This window comes from Flavobacterium sp. (genome assembly GCF_044376915.1).
In the GTDB taxonomy this organism is placed as follows: Bacteria; Bacteroidota; Bacteroidia; order Flavobacteriales; family Flavobacteriaceae; genus Flavobacterium.
Window position 1 is genome coordinate 17,949 of record NZ_JBILKB010000007.1, and the last position, 16,324, is coordinate 34,272.

12 protein-coding genes are annotated in these 16,324 nt (G+C 35.4%); 5 read left to right on the forward strand and 7 right to left on the reverse strand.

Annotated features, from left to right (window positions below; all coding sequences use genetic code 11):
* The first annotated feature begins 22 nt into the window (after nt 1–22).
* The 4 genes from ACIQ6Z_RS01430 (at nt 23) to ACIQ6Z_RS01445 (ending at nt 5,501) form a co-directional block, all read left to right on the forward strand.
* Entirely contained in the window at nt 23–1,741 is a 1,719-nt protein-coding gene (locus ACIQ6Z_RS01430) for a peptide MFS transporter (protein WP_396209161.1), read from the forward strand.
* 76 nt (nt 1,742–1,817) lie between these two features.
* The gene (locus ACIQ6Z_RS01435) at nt 1,818–3,476 is read left to right on the forward strand and encodes a peptide MFS transporter (RefSeq protein WP_396209162.1); all 1,659 of its coding nucleotides are present in this window, start codon (nt 1,818–1,820) and stop codon (nt 3,474–3,476) included.
* 1 nt (nt 3,477) lies between these two features.
* Nucleotides 3,478–4,980: a peptide MFS transporter gene (locus tag ACIQ6Z_RS01440; protein ID WP_396209163.1), complete on the forward strand. Its 1,503-nt coding sequence runs from the start codon at nt 3,478–3,480 to the stop codon at nt 4,978–4,980.
* Between the two features lie 53 nt (nt 4,981–5,033).
* Nucleotides 5,034–5,501, forward strand: coding sequence for a thioredoxin family protein (locus ACIQ6Z_RS01445; protein ID WP_396209164.1), 468 nt, complete (start codon nt 5,034–5,036; stop codon nt 5,499–5,501).
* A 1-nt stretch (nt 5,502) separates the two neighbouring features.
* On the opposite strand, the gene ACIQ6Z_RS01450 is transcribed toward ACIQ6Z_RS01445, so the two are convergent.
* The 3 genes from ACIQ6Z_RS01450 to surE form a co-directional block, all read right to left on the reverse strand.
* Nucleotides 5,503–7,473 carry a ComEC/Rec2 family competence protein gene (locus ACIQ6Z_RS01450; protein ID WP_396209165.1) on the reverse strand — a complete coding sequence of 657 codons (1,971 nt, stop codon included), beginning with the start codon at nt 7,471–7,473 and terminating at the stop codon, nt 5,503–5,505.
* 70 nt (nt 7,474–7,543) lie between these two features.
* On the reverse strand, nt 7,544–8,662 hold the full coding sequence (gene lpxB / locus ACIQ6Z_RS01455; RefSeq protein ID WP_396209166.1) for a lipid-A-disaccharide synthase: 1,119 nt from the start codon (nt 8,660–8,662) through the stop codon (nt 7,544–7,546).
* 10 nt (nt 8,663–8,672) lie between these two features.
* Entirely contained in the window at nt 8,673–9,440 is a 768-nt protein-coding gene (gene surE / locus ACIQ6Z_RS01460; RefSeq protein WP_396209167.1) for a 5'/3'-nucleotidase SurE, read from the reverse strand.
* Between the two features lie 139 nt (nt 9,441–9,579).
* Between surE and ACIQ6Z_RS01465 the strand changes: the two genes are divergently transcribed.
* Entirely contained in the window at nt 9,580–11,733 is a 2,154-nt protein-coding gene (locus ACIQ6Z_RS01465; RefSeq protein ID WP_396209168.1) for a carboxy terminal-processing peptidase, read from the forward strand.
* A 61-nt stretch (nt 11,734–11,794) separates the two neighbouring features.
* Here the strand turns inward: ACIQ6Z_RS01465 and rodA are convergent, their stop codons facing one another.
* From rodA to mreC, 4 genes are read right to left on the reverse strand one after another with little or no spacing between them, the layout of a single operon-like run.
* Nucleotides 11,795–13,051, reverse strand: a complete 1,257-nt coding sequence (gene rodA, locus ACIQ6Z_RS01470; RefSeq protein WP_396209169.1) for a rod shape-determining protein RodA — start codon at nt 13,049–13,051, stop codon at nt 11,795–11,797.
* A 1-nt stretch (nt 13,052) separates the two neighbouring features.
* Nucleotides 13,053–14,984, reverse strand: coding sequence for a penicillin-binding protein 2 (gene mrdA, locus ACIQ6Z_RS01475; protein WP_396209170.1), 1,932 nt, complete (start codon nt 14,982–14,984; stop codon nt 13,053–13,055).
* A complete protein-coding gene (locus ACIQ6Z_RS01480; protein ID WP_396209171.1) occupies nt 14,981–15,484 on the reverse strand; it encodes a rod shape-determining protein MreD in 504 nt (167 codons plus the stop codon). Before ACIQ6Z_RS01480 ends, mrdA begins: the two co-directional genes overlap by 4 nt.
* Nucleotides 15,485–16,315 (reverse strand): rod shape-determining protein MreC, encoded by an 831-nt coding sequence (mreC, locus tag ACIQ6Z_RS01485; RefSeq protein ID WP_396209172.1) that lies wholly within the window; start codon nt 16,313–16,315, stop codon nt 15,485–15,487.
* Nucleotides 16,316–16,324 lie beyond the last annotated feature (9 nt).

Genomic DNA, 16,324 nt, shown 5'->3' on the forward strand with positions numbered 1-16,324 from the left:
CCAATAACTAAAACTAATTTTTATGAGCGAAGTAGTAGCAAAACAAAGTCATCCAAAAGGCCTATGGGTTTTATTTGGAACCGAAATGTGGGAGCGATTCAATTTCTACGGAATGCGAGCGATTTTAACCTTATTTATGGTGAATTCGTTATTAATCAAAGAGGCTGATGCTGCCATTATTTATGGTGGGTTTTTGGCTTTGTGTTACCTAACGCCTTTATTGGGCGGGTTCATATCCGATAAGTATATTGGAAACCGCTATAGCATCATGTTGGGTGGAACCTTAATGGCCATAGGTCAATTCTTATTGTTTATAAGTGCTTCTACATTTGACTCAAGTTTGAGCAGTGCAAAAATATTCATGTGGATTGCCTTGTTCGTCATTATTTTTGGTAACGGATTTTTCAAACCAAACATTTCATCGATGGTTGGGAGTTTGTATCCAAAACAAGAAAAAAGCAAACTTGATTCCGCTTTTACTATTTTTTATATGGGGATTAATATTGGTGCCTTTTTGGGCCAATTTATTTGTCCTTGGGTAGGAGATGTAAAAGATGCAGAAACGGGTGTTAGAGATATTTTTGCTTTCAAATGGGGCTTCTTAGCAGCTTCCATTGCAATGATCATAGGAACCATTACCTTTTTTATTTTAAAAAATAAATACGTTGTTACCCCTGAAGGTAGACCAATTGGAGACTTACCTAAAAACAGTGTAAGCGATGATTTTGAAGAAGGTGAAACACAAACAGCTAAATTTACTAGCAAAGCAATTGGAATTGCTGTAGTTTTATTTGCTGCTTTGTTCTTTATTTTTAGATACGTCTTGGTCGGGGAGTTTGGCTTCTCAGCCGTGGAAATGGGACAATTGATTAAAGGTATCATTTATCCCTTTATTTATGCTGCAGGAATTTCTTTAGCTTATTTGATCATGAGCTCCGCAGAAAACAATATAGAAAGACAGCGAATTTGGGTAATTTACATCGTTTCCTTCTTTATTATTTTCTTTTGGGCTGCATTTGAACAAGCGGGATCCTCTTTAACCTTTATAGCCGATAATCAAACCGACCGTCATATTTTTGGATGGAACATGCCGCCTTCAATGGTCCAAATTTTCAATGGCCTTTTTGTAGTTGCCTTAGCACTTCCTTTTAGTTTGCTATGGGATAAACTACGTGCTAAAGGAAAAGAACCTGTTTCACCATTAAAACAAGCTTTTGGATTGGCCTTTATAGCGTTGAGTTATTTTATCATTGCTCACAATGTTAAAGATTTAGGAAACTCTGGTTTATTAGCTATCAAATGGTTGATGCTGTTGTACTTAATTCAAACAATGGGAGAATTATGTTTGTCTCCAATCGGATTATCATTAGTGGGTAAATTAGCACCAAAACGTTTTGCTTCCTTATTGTATGGTGTATTTTTCATCTCAAATGCAGCAGGTTATGCTTTAGCGGGTTCATTAGGAGCAATTATTCCAGCAACAGGTGATAAATTTCAAAAAGCTGAAACTTTAGGTGTAAATCTTCAAGATGTATTGGATAAAAAAGTTACATTGACCGCAGAGCAAATAGCTTTATTTGAAAAAGAACAATTACCAATTGAGTACACATCATTTGCCGGATTTGAGATTCATAATTTGTATGAATTCTTTATGGTATTTGTAATTTTGTGTGGTATAGCGGCAATCATCTTAGCCCTTTTGTCTCCAAGACTTAAGAAAATGATGAACGGATTAAGCTAAACAAATTAAAATATTTTTTATATCTTTCAAACCTACAAGAAACCCTTGTAGGTTTGTTTTTTTAATACAATACATTATGTGGAAAAGTCATCCTAAAGCACTGCCTTATTTGTTTTTATCTGAAATGTGGGAACGTTTCGGATACTATTTAATGATCGGTATTTTTACCTTATATCTTAAAGATGTTGAAGCCGGATTTGCCATGAGCGAGAAAGAAGCATCCGATTTGTACGGAACCTTTATTGCTCTAGTTTTCTTAACTCCTTTTATTGGTGGGCTTATTGCCGATCGTTATTGGGGGTATAAAAAATCCATAGTTATTGGGGGTATCATGATGGGAGCCGGGTATTTTATGATGGGAATTCATGATATTACAATGTTATACATTGCGATGACCCTTGTAATTGTTGGTAATGGTTTCTTCAAACCTAATATTTCTACGCTGTTAGGTAACTTTTATTCAGAAGATAAATACAAAGAAAAAAAAGACGAAGGCTACAATATTTTCTACATGGGAATCAATGTTGGTGCATTCATTTGTAATTTCTTTGGGGCGGCATTGCAAATTTTATTGGGTTGGCAATATGCGTTTATGGCAGCCGGAATCGGAATGTTTATTGGAGTACTCGTTTTCATTCTAGGCACCAAACATTACGGTACTCAAACCGAGAAAAAGGGAGTACAACCTGGCGATATGCCTTTCTATAAAATTGTACTTTTTATTTTGTTGCCCTCTGCACTATTTGGTGTTATTGGTTGGTTGATAAAAGGGATTACTTCAGAAGCAAATCCAAGTGGCTATATTTTCGGTTCGGACAGTACGGATGCCTTTATTTTTGCGTGTATCCCCGTGATCTTCTTCTATGGCAGTTTATATTTCAAAGCAAAAGTTGAAGACAAAAGACCTATTGGTGCTTTATTAACTATTTTTGCTGTAGTTATTTTGTTTTGGGCTGTATTTAAATTAAATGGTTCCGCACTTACAACTTGGGCAGATCGTTATACCGATAGAGAAATAACTGGTTCGACTCAAACTGTTTTCAACGGATTAAAATTAGCCAAAGAAGTCGAATACAAAAAAGATACTGTCGAATTATACGATGCCAGTTTTCGCATTCAAAAAATAGACGGCGAAGTTCAAAAAACAGTCGATTACCCGGTTTATTTTAGAAATGTCGCTAAAGAAAAATTACCCGAAGAAGGTTCTAAAGTGTCGCTTTGGGCCACCAATTTAAGTCAGTCTATCAATCCCGGTTGGGTCATTATTTTAACACCATTAGTTGTAGCTTTCTTTACGTTTTTAAGGGGGAGAAAGAAAGAACCTTCAACCCCAACAAAAATTGCTTTTGGATTACTCATTTCTGCTTTATCCGTTTTAGTAATGGTTGCCGCAGTGAATATGGGAGCCAATGGAAGCGAAAAGGTAAGCGTGTGGTGGTTAGTAGCGAATTACGGGGTCATCACTATTGGTGAATTATTTTTGAGTCCCATGGGACTATCTGTAGTTTCCAAATTGAGTCCTACAAACATTACGTCGTTAATGATGGGAGGATGGTTTTTAGCCACATCTATTGGAAATAAATTAAGTGGGGTGTTGGCCAGTCTTTGGGATACCTACGATAACAAACAAGACTTCTTTTGGATTAATTTCGGATTGTTATTATTCGCTACCATGTTGATGTTTGTTTTGTTGAAACAATTGAATAAAGTAATGCAAGAAAAAGGAATACATTAAGATGCAAACACTACAAGAAATTCAGAATTTTAAAGGAAAATACCCGAAACAGTTATGGTATTTGTTCTTCAGTGAAATGTGGGAACGTTTCTGTTTTTACGGAATGCGCGGCATGTTAGTCGTTTTTATGGTGAATCATTTAGCGATGGATGAAAAAACAGCAAACTTACAATATGGCGCTACGCAGGCATGGGTGTATGCCTTCACATTTATAGGGGGATTGTTTGCCGATAAAATTTTGGGGTTACGCAAATCCTTATTTTGGGGAGGCTTGTTGATGATACTAGGGAGTATTATTTTGGCCATTGATCCAAAAAATTTGTTCTTTATCGGAATCAGTTTTACAATTGTTGGCACCGGATTTTTTAAACCTAATATTTCGTCTATGGTAGGGCAATTGTATCAAGATGGCGACCCACGTAGGGATGCCGGTTTTTCTTTTTTCTATATGGGCGTAAATCTAGGCGCATTAATTGGAGGGTATATTTGTATTGCCGTTGCCGAAGGATCCATGTGGCAATCCCTAGTGCCAGAAAACTTGAGATGGAATGTAGGATTTGGTTTTGCAGCACTAGTCATGATTGTTAGTTTGCTAACATTTACGCAAACACAAAAAACATTAAGTACCATTGGGCTTTCACCTTTACAAGAAGTAGCAAGTTCTAAACGAAAAATATTAGAAATAGCCACTTATTTAGGTTCTTTACTCGTAATTCCTATAATCATTATTATGGTTGCCAATACAAAGTATACCGATTATTTCATGATGATTATTGGTCCGGCTTCCATTTTGTATTTATTGTACGAAATGAAGAATTTTTCAAGTGTAGAAAATAAAAAACTACTTGCTGCGCTTGTGTTTATCATCTTCTCTATTTTCTTTTGGGCCTTTTTTGAACAAAGTGGTGGATCCTTGAGTCTATTTGCAGCGAATAATCTAAACAATACCATAGCGGGAGTCGAATTGAGTCCGAATGGCGTCAACAATTCGGCTAATTCATTATTTGTAATTGGGTTTGCGGCCTTAGTTGGTTTGGTTTGGTTATGGATGGCCAAGAAAAAAATAGAACCCAATACCATCATCAAATTTGGACTCGCATTTCTGTTTTTAGCGGGTGGATTTTGGGTTTTTTACTACACCCAATTTTTTGCCGATTTGAATGGTAAAACTTCCCTAGGCATCTTTACTTTAGGCTGGTTGGTCATCACTTTTGGTGAATTGTGTTTGTCTCCTATTGGAATGAGTGCTATGACTAAATTATCACCCCAAAAAACGCAAGCGGTGATGATGGGAATGTGGTTTTTAGCCAGTGCTTATGGGCAATATTTTGCTGGTATTTTAGGTGCAAATATTGCTGAGGCTTCTGAAAATGCTTCTAACTTAGAGAAACTTGTTTTATACGCTGAAGGTTACAAACAGCTAGCAATTTATGCACTTATTTTAGGTATTATACTTATAGTTATTTCGCCCTTGATAAAAAAATTAATGCAAGAAGTTAAGTAAGTAATACTTTTTGGCATTCAAATTGATTATTTTTGTCCTATAAAATTTAAAAAATGAAAAAGATTTTAGTTATCGCTTTTTTAACTTTAACAACGATGTCATTGCAAGCGCAAGAAGAATTGACTTGGCATACCGATTTAACAAAAGCTACCGATATTTCAATCAAAGAAAACAAACCTTTATTTTTATTTTTTACCGGTTCCGACTGGTGTGGATGGTGCATCCGTTTGCAAAAAGAAGTTTTCAAAACGCCCGGTTTTGTAAAATGGGCTAAAGAAAATGTAGTGTTGGTAGAATTGGATTTTCCAAGAAAAAATGAACAAACAGAAGCAGTTAAAATACAAAATGCACAACTCCAACAACAATTACAGGTAAGAGGCTATCCAACGGTTTGGTTTGTGAGTTCCGCCAAAACAACGGATGGAAAAGTAAATTTAAACGCGCTAGGAAGCACGGGCTATGTTGCAGGTGGTCCAGAAATTTGGATCGACGGCGCTAACCAAATTATCAAAAAGAAATAAATTATTTCAATCGATAAAATCCCTTTTCGGCTATGGCATGGAAAGGGATTTTTGCTTTTTCACAGGTGGCTCCCCATGCTCGAATATTCTTTTTATAACTCGATTTATCCGCTATAATTAACTTAGGCTGCGCTACATTAATCAGGCGGTCTAAATTGATTTTTGGATTTTGAGTTAATATAACTACACTGGGTTTTAATTTGGTTTTATAGATGCCCACACGATCAATAACTAAGATTCTTTTTTGATGAAACGACAATACATTTTGCAGAGGAAAAACCTGTAAAGTATCCGAAAAAGTACCTCTCAAATAATGCTGTAAAGTTCCTTGATGCACTTCTGGCACATCGGTATATGCAATGACTGTATTTTTACTTTTGATCGCAATTAGGGTGTGTTTTTCATTAAAAATAATACATTCCGAAGACTCGTTTTCATTCCACTTGACCACGAGATAACTCCATTGAAAAAGAAAAATAGAAATCACAATATAAATAATAGCTTTGCTTTTTTTAGAATACAACCCATAAATTAGTGAAAAAATTAGAAAATAAAGCATCGCCACCATTACTCCAGAAAAGGAAATATTACTAATGACACCCCATTTAAACTGCGCTATCCAATGAATGTAGGAATTCATATATTGAATTGAAAAAGCCAAGGGCTTTCCTAAATACAAAGCAACTGAAGGAACCATAAAATTAAGGCCTAAAAGTATGATTCCGTATAGTAACACAAAACTAGAAAGCGGTATAATGACTATATTGGCCAACAAAAACAAGACTGGAAATTGATTAAAATAATACAAACACAAAGGCAATACACCTATTTGAGCGGCCATTGAAACACAAATCATATCCATAAAATAACGTACTATTTTATTTTGTATGACTGGAACAATTTTATAAAAAGGCTGTAACAGTACTATAGACAATACAGCTGCGTAACTCAACTGGAAACCAATATCAAATAACGTATTGGGAGAAAATACCAATATAAGAAGTGCCGAAACTGCCATCGCATTGTAAAGCGATTTAGACCGATTAAAATAAGTGCCTACACTCATAAAACTAAACAAGGTGACTGCTCGAGTTACCGATGGGGGAAGCCCAGTTAATAGGGCAAACAACCACAAAACCAAGAGAACGAGCAGGAGCTCCAGTATTTTCCCAAATCGAAAACTTCGCAAGGGGCGCAAAATAAAAATCAAAAAGAAATACAAAACCGAAATATGCAAACCAGAAATCGCTAACACATGAATCACACCCGCATTCGTATAATCCGCAAGGGTTTCCTTATCGAGTGCTACACGCTGGCCTAAAAGCAATGCATCAATTAAGGCCTTTGTTTTGGAATCAAAGGCATGCAAATCAAAACTTTGACGCAACGAATTACGCAATCGTTCCAAATAATACCCGCTATTTCGATGCAATCGCACCACTTGTATATCGTTTTTTTGAAGGTAGACTTGATGCCAAATATTCTGTTTTTCTAAATAATTGGCATAATCAAATTGATACGGATTATAGGCTTTGGGGATGGGATATAGCGTGGTGGCCCTCAACTCGACTTCGGTGCCAATGGGCAAAGCTATATTTGCTGTTTTGGCCACATACAACAATAAGCGTCCCGATGCATTTTTTTGATTGACGGATTGAATGTTCAGAAAATACTTCGCATATCGAGCATTTGGCTTGACATCAGATTGAATAATTCCATTGATTGTATTTGTAGCTGAAAGGTTTTGATTGCTGTAATGGTTATTGTAATTGCAATCTAAATGCACGTAAAATGTTAGCATCCCTAAAGAAACGGAAAGGAAATAGGTTGCCATACCAAAACCGATAGAAGGCATCAATTTTCGCTGATTTTTTAGAAACAAAAAAGCAAATAGGATGGCGCAAACACAGAACCCGAAAGCAATTGTTGGTAATGCTAAACAGCCAATTTCTTGGGCAATAATGCCCAACATAAAAGACAGCGTAATGCCGATTAAGGGGAATTTTAGGGGATTCAATACGTAGGGGGAATTTAGTGAATATTTAGTGCATACTTTGTGAATTTACGATTAAGGTTGCGGTTTTCAAGCTGGCGCCTTCACCACCTAAATTTTGCTTCAAAAGGGCATAAGTAGCTGCCAGTTTTTTTCGATTTTCAAGATTTAAAATGTTATGGAGTTCCAATTTTAATTGGGCTGTAGTCAAATTTTCCTGAATCAATTCTTTGACCACTTCTTCATCCATTATCAAATTAACTAATGAAATATATTTTAAAGTAATGATTCGTTTTGCAATTTGATACGAAATCCAACTGCCTTTGTAACACACTACTTCAGGTACATTGAACAAAGCGGTCTCCAAAGTAGCCGTGCCAGATGTCACTAATGCTGCATGGGAATGGCTCAGCAAATCATAGGTCTTGTTGGAAATAAACCTTACGTTTTCGTTGGTTAAAAATGTTTTGTAAAATTCATATTCTTGACTTGGAGCACCCGCAATCACAAATTGATACTCTGGAAAATCATCCACTACTGAAAGCATAATAGAAAGCATTTTAGATATTTCTTGCTTTCTACTTCCAGGTAAAAGCGCAATAATTGGTTTTTCTGTTAACTGATTTTCATGTCTAAAAATTTTATCAGAAACTTCGGTTCTACTCTCAATGGCATCTATAAGAGGATGTCCCACAAAATGAACCGGAAAATGATGCTTTTTTTCGTAAAAATCTTTCTCAAAAGGAAGAATGACATACATCGCATCTATATCGCGTTTTATTGCCGCAATTCGGCTTTCTTTCCAAGCCCAAATTTGAGGCGAAATGTAATAATGTGTGGGAATACTTCGCTCTTTTGCCCATTTCGCAATGCGCATATTAAATCCGGGATAGTCAATAAAAATTAGTACATCCGGTTGAAATTGAACGATATCCTCTTTACAAACGGCGATGTTTTTCAAAATGGTTTTTAAATTCAGGAGTACTTCGACAAAACCCATAAAGGCCAATTCGCGATAATGCTTTACTATGGTACCCCCAGCCTGTTCCATCAAATCGCCGCCCCAAAATCGAATTTCAGCCGACGTATCTTTCACGTACAAAGCTTTCATTAGGTTTGAGCCATGTAAATCTCCCGAAGCTTCTCCTGCAATGATATAATATTTCATGCCTTTATTATTATAAATCCCAAGCATTCAAAGACTGAATGGCGTGATGAGCGGTTAAATCAAACTGCACGGGTACTATCGAAATGTAACCATTTGCTAACGCCCATTCATCAGTATCTGTTCCTTTATCTTGGTTGACAAATTTACCCGTTAACCAATAATATTCTTTTCCTTGTGGATTGGTTCGTTTATCAAACTCTTCTTGCCACATGGCTTTTGCTTGGCGACAAATTTTTATTCCTTTAATTGCCTCTTGTGCCAGTTTTGGAAAATTAACATTCAAAACTACTCCTTCTGGCAAGCCTTTATCCAATACTTCAAGGGTGATTTGTTTAATGTGTTTTTTTATGGGTTCAAAATCGGCGTCCCAACTATAATCTAACAATGAAAATCCGATGGCAGGAATATCTTCAATGCCGGCTTCAACCGCCGCACTCATCGTACCCGAATAAATCACATTAATAGAAGAATTCGATCCATGATTTATCCCCGAAACACATAAATCGGGTTTGCGTTTTAATACTTCATTGACGGCTATTTTTACACAATCTACAGGTGTACCACTACAACTGTACTCTTGACCAATTTCATTGTCTAAGTGTACACGCTCCAATTTAAGCGTGTTGTTAATGGTTATGGCGTGACCCATAGCGCTTTGAGGGCTATCTGGCGCCACAACAACCACATCTCCAATTTCTTTCATTACAGCAATTAAGGCCCTAATTCCTGGGGCAACAATTCCGTCGTCGTTTGTAACTAGAATAAGTGGTTTGGCCATAATTTGTTTTTTGCTAAATTAATTAATTTATGTGTAAACCCTTTTCTTGAGGTAAAAAAAATAGCACTTTAACAAAAATTTATCTAAGATTGCTTTTTAATGGTATGGTTTTTTGTGTACTTTAGTTGAAAATTTTTTAATGAAACGTATCGTGGAATTTATGAAGAGAAATTATAAGGTTATTTTAGTGATCACTGCATTATCAGCAATATTGTGGGGTTTTATTCCTACCGAAAAAAAAGCAGATCCTGAAAAAGATAAATTATTATTAGAACTTTTAACGATGGTACTTGAACGGGGACATTACAGCCCTGTTGCTATTGACGATGCATTTTCTAAAAAAGTGTATGCGAAATATTTAGAGGGAATCGATCCAACTAAACGCTTTTTCTTGCAAAGTGATATCGAAGAATTTAGCAAATTTGAATTGCAAATAGACGATATGATTAAACGCAAGGATTTAACATTCTTTAATCTGACCAATAGCCGATTATTACAAAGAATGCAAGAATCTAGAGACATTTATGAACAAGTACTTGCGAGTCCGTTTGACTTCACCTCCAATGAAAACATCAATGTTGATTATGAAAAATTGCCCTATGCAAAAAGTAAAAAAGAATTGATGGATCGTTGGCGCAAACAACTCAAGTTGCAAGCTTTATCATCTATAACCGACAAACAAAAATTAGAAGAAGACAAAAAAGCAAAAGATGCAGCTTATACTGTCAAATCCCTTGAAAAAATTGAAAAAGAAGTACGTGAAAACAATTTAAAATCGTTGGATGAATATTTTGATTTTATTCAAAAAGAATTGACACGAAACGACTGGTTTTCAATTTATTTGAATGCTATAGTGGAACGTTTTGATCCCCACACGTTTTATTTCTCTCCAGAAGATAAGGAAAAATTTGATGTTAGCATGAGCGGAACTTTTGAAGGTATTGGCGCACGTTTACAAAAGAAAAATGACGCGGTTGAGATTTCAGAATTGATTTCGGGTGGACCTGCATGGAAAGGAAAAGAATTAGAAGCAGGTGATTTAATTTTAAAAGTTGCTCAGGGAAAAGAAGAACCTATTGATGTAGCTGGAATGCGTCTAGACGATGTAGTTAAAAAAATAAAAGGTCCTAAAGGAACAGAAGTACGGTTAACCGTTAAAAAAGTAGATGGTTCAATCAAAGTCATTTCAATCATTAGAGATGAAGTGGAGACCGAAGAAACATTTGCAAAATCATCTATCGTAGAAAAAGACGGAAAACGTTTTGGTATTATTTATTTACCAAAATTCTATATAAAATTTGAAAACAAAGAAAACAGAGATGCCTATAAAGATGTCGCCCTTGAAATTGAACGTTTGAAAGCGGAAAATATCGACGGTCTAGTAATGGATTTGCGTGATAACGGTGGTGGGTCTCTAGAAACGGTTGTTAAAATGGTAGGTTTATTTATTCCTGAAGGTCCTGTGGTACAAGTAAAAGCACCGGATAGAAGCCCTGAAATTTTACCCGATCCTGATAAAAAAGTACAATATGATGGTCCGTTAGTAGTTATGATTAATAACTTTTCTGCTTCCGCTTCTGAGATTTTTGCAGCAGCCATACAAGATTACAAAAGAGGGATTGTGGTGGGTAGTAAACATTCCTACGGAAAAGGAACCGTACAAAATGTTATCGACTTGAATCAATTTATCAGAGGAAATTCTTATGGTGATTTGGGGGCTTTAAAAACGACCATTCAAAAATTTTATAGAATTAATGGCGGTTCTACGCAACGAGAAGGCGTAATGAGCGACATAGTTTTTCCTGATCGTTATTCGTATTTAGATATGGGGGAACGTGATGAAGAAAGTGCGCTGCCTTGGGATAAAATTGCGCCTGCGAAATACGAACCATTACCGATTAATTATGATCAAATTATTGCCAATAGTAAGAAAAGAATTGCTACAAATTCCTACTTTAAATTGATAGACGAAAATGCGAAATGGATTTTTGACCGCAAAGACGAAAACACATTTAGCTTGAATTTAAATCAATTTAAAAAAGAAATTGCACAGTCGGATGCAAAAATTAAAAAGTTTAAAGTTCTTTCAGATTACAACAATAAACTTAAATTTAATTCACTACCCTATGAAGTGGTACTATTTGAAAAAGACAGCTTATTAAAACAAAAGAGAGAACGTTGGCATGAAGATTTGCAAAAAGACCTTTACATTGAAGAAACGTTAAATGTGATTGCTGAAATTAAGGCAAGTCAAAACGGAAAAGGATTGCCCAAAAAATTTAGCATCAACTAGACTATACTAAAAAACCTCAACATTAGTTGAGGTTTTTTAGTATAACTTATGCTTCATATGATTACCATTCATTTACTTTGTTAGCATCTAATTTAATGAAGAGGAATAACAAAATGGTAAAAGCCCATAGACTTGAACCTCCATAAGAGAAAAAAGGCAAGGGAACGCCGATAGTTGGAAACAACTTAATTAACATGGCAATATTTACAAAAAAGTGCATGAACAAATAAGTAGCAACACAATAACCGTAGATGCGGCTAAATTTTGTTTTTTGATTTTCGGCCAAATAAATGATTCTAAGAAATAAGGCAACAAACAAGGCAATTACAAAAGTAGATCCTATAAATCCCCATTCCTCTCCAACAGTTGTAAAAATATAATCGGTATGCTGTTCTGGCACAAAACCTCCTTTGGTTTGAGTACCTTCAAGATATCCTTTGCCAAAAAATCCGCCCGAACCTATAGCAATCATAGATTGGTCTAAGTTGTACCCTTCTTTCTTCATGTCCACATCATCACCAATTAACACATTGATCCGATCCTTTTGGTGGGGTTCTAATACATTGTTGTAAACAAAACTAACCGAAAACGAAAACGCGACAATTGCCAAATAAACCAATCCGTATACAACGGGATTTCTAGTTATTTTACGGTTGAAAATATAATGCGCAATCATGATAATCAAAATAATGACGATCAAATATATGGGAGCTATTACTAAGGACAAGAAGAATACAACAATGGCAACTATTCCCGAAATAAAATACCAACTAGGAAGACCTTCTCGGTTCAGCACAAAAATTAATGAGATAAAAATCATCGCACTTCCCGCATCGGGTTGCAGCAAGATTAGAAAAATGGGCAATCCAATGATGGCTAATCCAATGAACTGGTGCTTTGTAAACTTCAAATTGATTTGCGAATAACTTAAATATTTTGCCAATAATAAAGCAGTCGCAGTTTTGACAAATTCGGAAGGTTGAAATCCAAAGCCCCCAAATTGATACCAATTGGTTTGTCCTTTAATGGTTTTACCAAAGGCAAACAAACCCAATAACAAGATAATACCTACGCCATAAAAAACAAATGCAAAACGTTCAAACAACTTTGCATCGGTAAATAATATGATGAAAATAATAGGTATCGTTAATCCTATAAAAAGCATTTGGCGTCCATAAATTTGAGAAAGATCAAAAAGTGAAGTTTCTTCAATGGGTAGTGAAGCCGAATAAATGGTCATCCAACCCATGATTACTAAAACCGCATACAGTAAAATAGTAATCCAATCGATACTTGATCCTACGCGTTGATTTTTCATTTTAGTCGTTTTCTTCTTCTTTTTTAGCTTCTCCTACTTGCGAATCTACGTTTGAAAGTGCCTCATCATCTGTCGTTGATCGGTCTGGGAAACGCTGGTAAATTATATTCTCAATTTTATTATACTCAGGAGCCAAACTTCCTTTAAGCATACGTTCTTCTAAATCGGTACGAGAAATTTTTCCGTTGATGTATTTTTCAATCATTAATGTAGCAATAGGACCGGCCCAAGTTGCGCCATATCCAGAATTCTCAATAAATACAGCAATAGCAATTTTAGGATTATCTCTTGGTGCAAACGCCACAAAAATAGAATGATCTTTCAATTGGTAGGTCTTACCTCTTACTCTAATTTTATTTTCTGCGGTTCCGGTTTTTCCACATATTTTGATCCCTTCCACTCTAAATCCAGAGGCTGTACCAAAATTATAAACGTCTTCTAATCCTTGAATAACCGGTTCAAAATAGCGTTTATCGATGGTAGTATAATGACGGGTCGTAAACTTTTTATCCAGTTTTTGATTCTTAATGTTTTTTACAATGTGTGGCGTATAATAATAGCCTCTATTGGCTACAGTTGCCATCATATTTGCCAATTGCATGGGTGATGTTAAGATTTCTCCTTGACCTATAGCATTAGATATAATATATGAGCTGCGAATAGGCGCACCTTTGTACATTTTTTTATACATTTTTGAAGTAGGAACGAGCCCTTTTGCACCTATGGGCATATCGGTTCCTAAATACTGTCCCAAACCAAAACTTTTCACATGTCTTGACCAGTTGTCAACACTGTAATAAGAATTCTTATACTTTTCTATAGTGCGTTTATAGGTATTGCCAAAATAAGAATTACACGATTTATAGATTCCATTGTTCAATTGCAAATCGTGCAATCCACAGTGACAGCCCATGAATCGTCCAAAATTTGCTCCATGATTACAATAAAAAACACTTTGCTCATCTATCACCCCTTCATGTAAACCAATAAGTCCGGTAATAATTTTAAAAGGTGAACCAGGTGGATAGGTCGCTTGGAGTCCACGATCGTATAGGGGTTTTGAAATCGAATCGTTATATAAAGCCGTATAGTTTTTAGAACGCTGTCTACCAACTAACATGGCCGGATCAAATGTAGGTGCCGAAACCAAAGCTAATATTTCGCCCGTTTTAGGTTCTATAGCGACGATCCCTCCACGTTTATTGATCATCAAATCGGTGCCATATTTTTGTATTTCATGGTCGATAGTTAACGTTAAATCTTTACCTTGTTGGGAAATGGTGTCAAATTCTCCGTCTTTATAGGGACCAATAATTTTATTGTGTTTGTCTCGCAGTAAATATTTCACCCCTTTTATTCCGCGAAGAATTTCCTCATATTCTTGCTCTACTCCCTGTTTTCCAATCAAATCACCACTGTTGTAATATTCATTTTTTTCCAAAATGGCATCGTTTACTTGGGTGATGAATCCGAATATATTGGCGCCATCTTTCACTTGATAATCGCGCAAGGATCTTTTTTGGGAATAAAATCCTTCAAATTTTCGTTCCTTTTCCTGAAAGGCAGCATATTCAGCCTTGTTCAATTGGGCCAAAAAAACCGAGGGAAGCATTGGGCTATATACTCTGGCTTTATTAACCTTACGGATAAAATCGGCTTTAGATATGTGCAATAATTTACAAAATTCGAGGGTGTCAATATTTTTGATCTCTCTAGGGACCACCATGATATCATAGGAAGGTTGGTTTGCTACCAAAAGTTTCCCATTCCGATCATAAATATAGCCTCGTTCTGGAAAATCAAAAATCTTTTTTATGGCATTATTTTCAGATTTTAATTTTAGAGAGTCATCAATTACTTGCAAATAGAAAATGCGCATAATAAAAATAACGGAAGTAATAATTATTACAGCGGGCAACGCAATTTTTCTCATCGTCTGTTCGGCTTAATTAAGTAAACTATTAATAAACAAATGGTAAAAGTAAATAAGGTACTTGCAAGAGTACGCGTTAAAATGGTAAAGATCAATCCGAGTCTAAAATATTCCAAATAGAATACAATGAAATGGTGTACAACAATTGCTAAGAGCAAAAGAGTAATTCGCTCAGGCGACATCTTATCGGCAATCTTTACGGTTTGATATTCATAACTTAATCCAAATGAAAATTTAAACAAAGTAGGGCGCAAATAAGCTAAAGTTATGGCAGCCGTTGTATGAATTCCGCCTGAATTACAAAACATGTCTAAGAACAAACCTAAGAAAAAACTTCCTAACAACAATACGCTCTTATTACTGTTCACCGGATATAAAATAATAAATAGAATATAGGGATACGGATTGATGTATCCAAACAAATTGATGTTGTTAAATATCAATACCTGTAAGGATAAAAATACAATAAATCGAATGCTATTTAATAGACTGTTGTTCACTTATTTTTTAGGCGCTGTGGTAATGGTTTCTAAATCTTGTTTTTGTTTTTTCTTTTTGTTTTCAATGATGTATACATATCCTATGGCTGTCATATCGTTGAAGAGACGAACATTAATCGTATAGTAATTTGTTTTTCGATCGATAAAAATTTTATCGATTTTTCCCACAGGAATATTTTCTGGAAAAATATCTGAATTACCGCCTGTAACTATTGAATCTCCTTTGCGAAGTGATGCCAATCGTGGCACATCAATCAACTGGGCAAATCCTACATTCTTTCCGTCCCAAACCAATGACCCAAAATGATCTGAATTCTTGATCTTCGCATTGATTTTCGACTTAATATTTAATACACTTTGAATGGTTGCGAAATCTGGCGATGTTTTTTCCACGATACCCACAATTCCTTTGTCGTTTATTACACCCATATCTGTTTTGATACCTAGGCTTTTTCCTGCATTGATCGTAATATAATTTTCTCTAGCGTTAAATGAATTTTTTACCACTTTACCCACTACCACATTAAAATTATTAAGGTCGTTTCTAAAAAGCGTTTTAGCAGCAATAAGGGTGTCTTTTTTGTTGAATAACATTTCTTTCAACAAAGCATTTTCTGAAGCTAATTCTTTATTTTTTTCTTTAAGACTTAAATATTCATTAACATCATTAATTTTTGTGTATACCGAACCCGTTATTCTATTTGCCGAATTGATGTATTCGCTTCGATGATAGGTATGTGAGGTAATTGTAAGCGTAAGTGATAGGGCCAAAAGCAGCAAAAACAGCAATCGATAGCTGTTTTTTATGATAAAATTAATTATTTGCTGCATGGACTATTT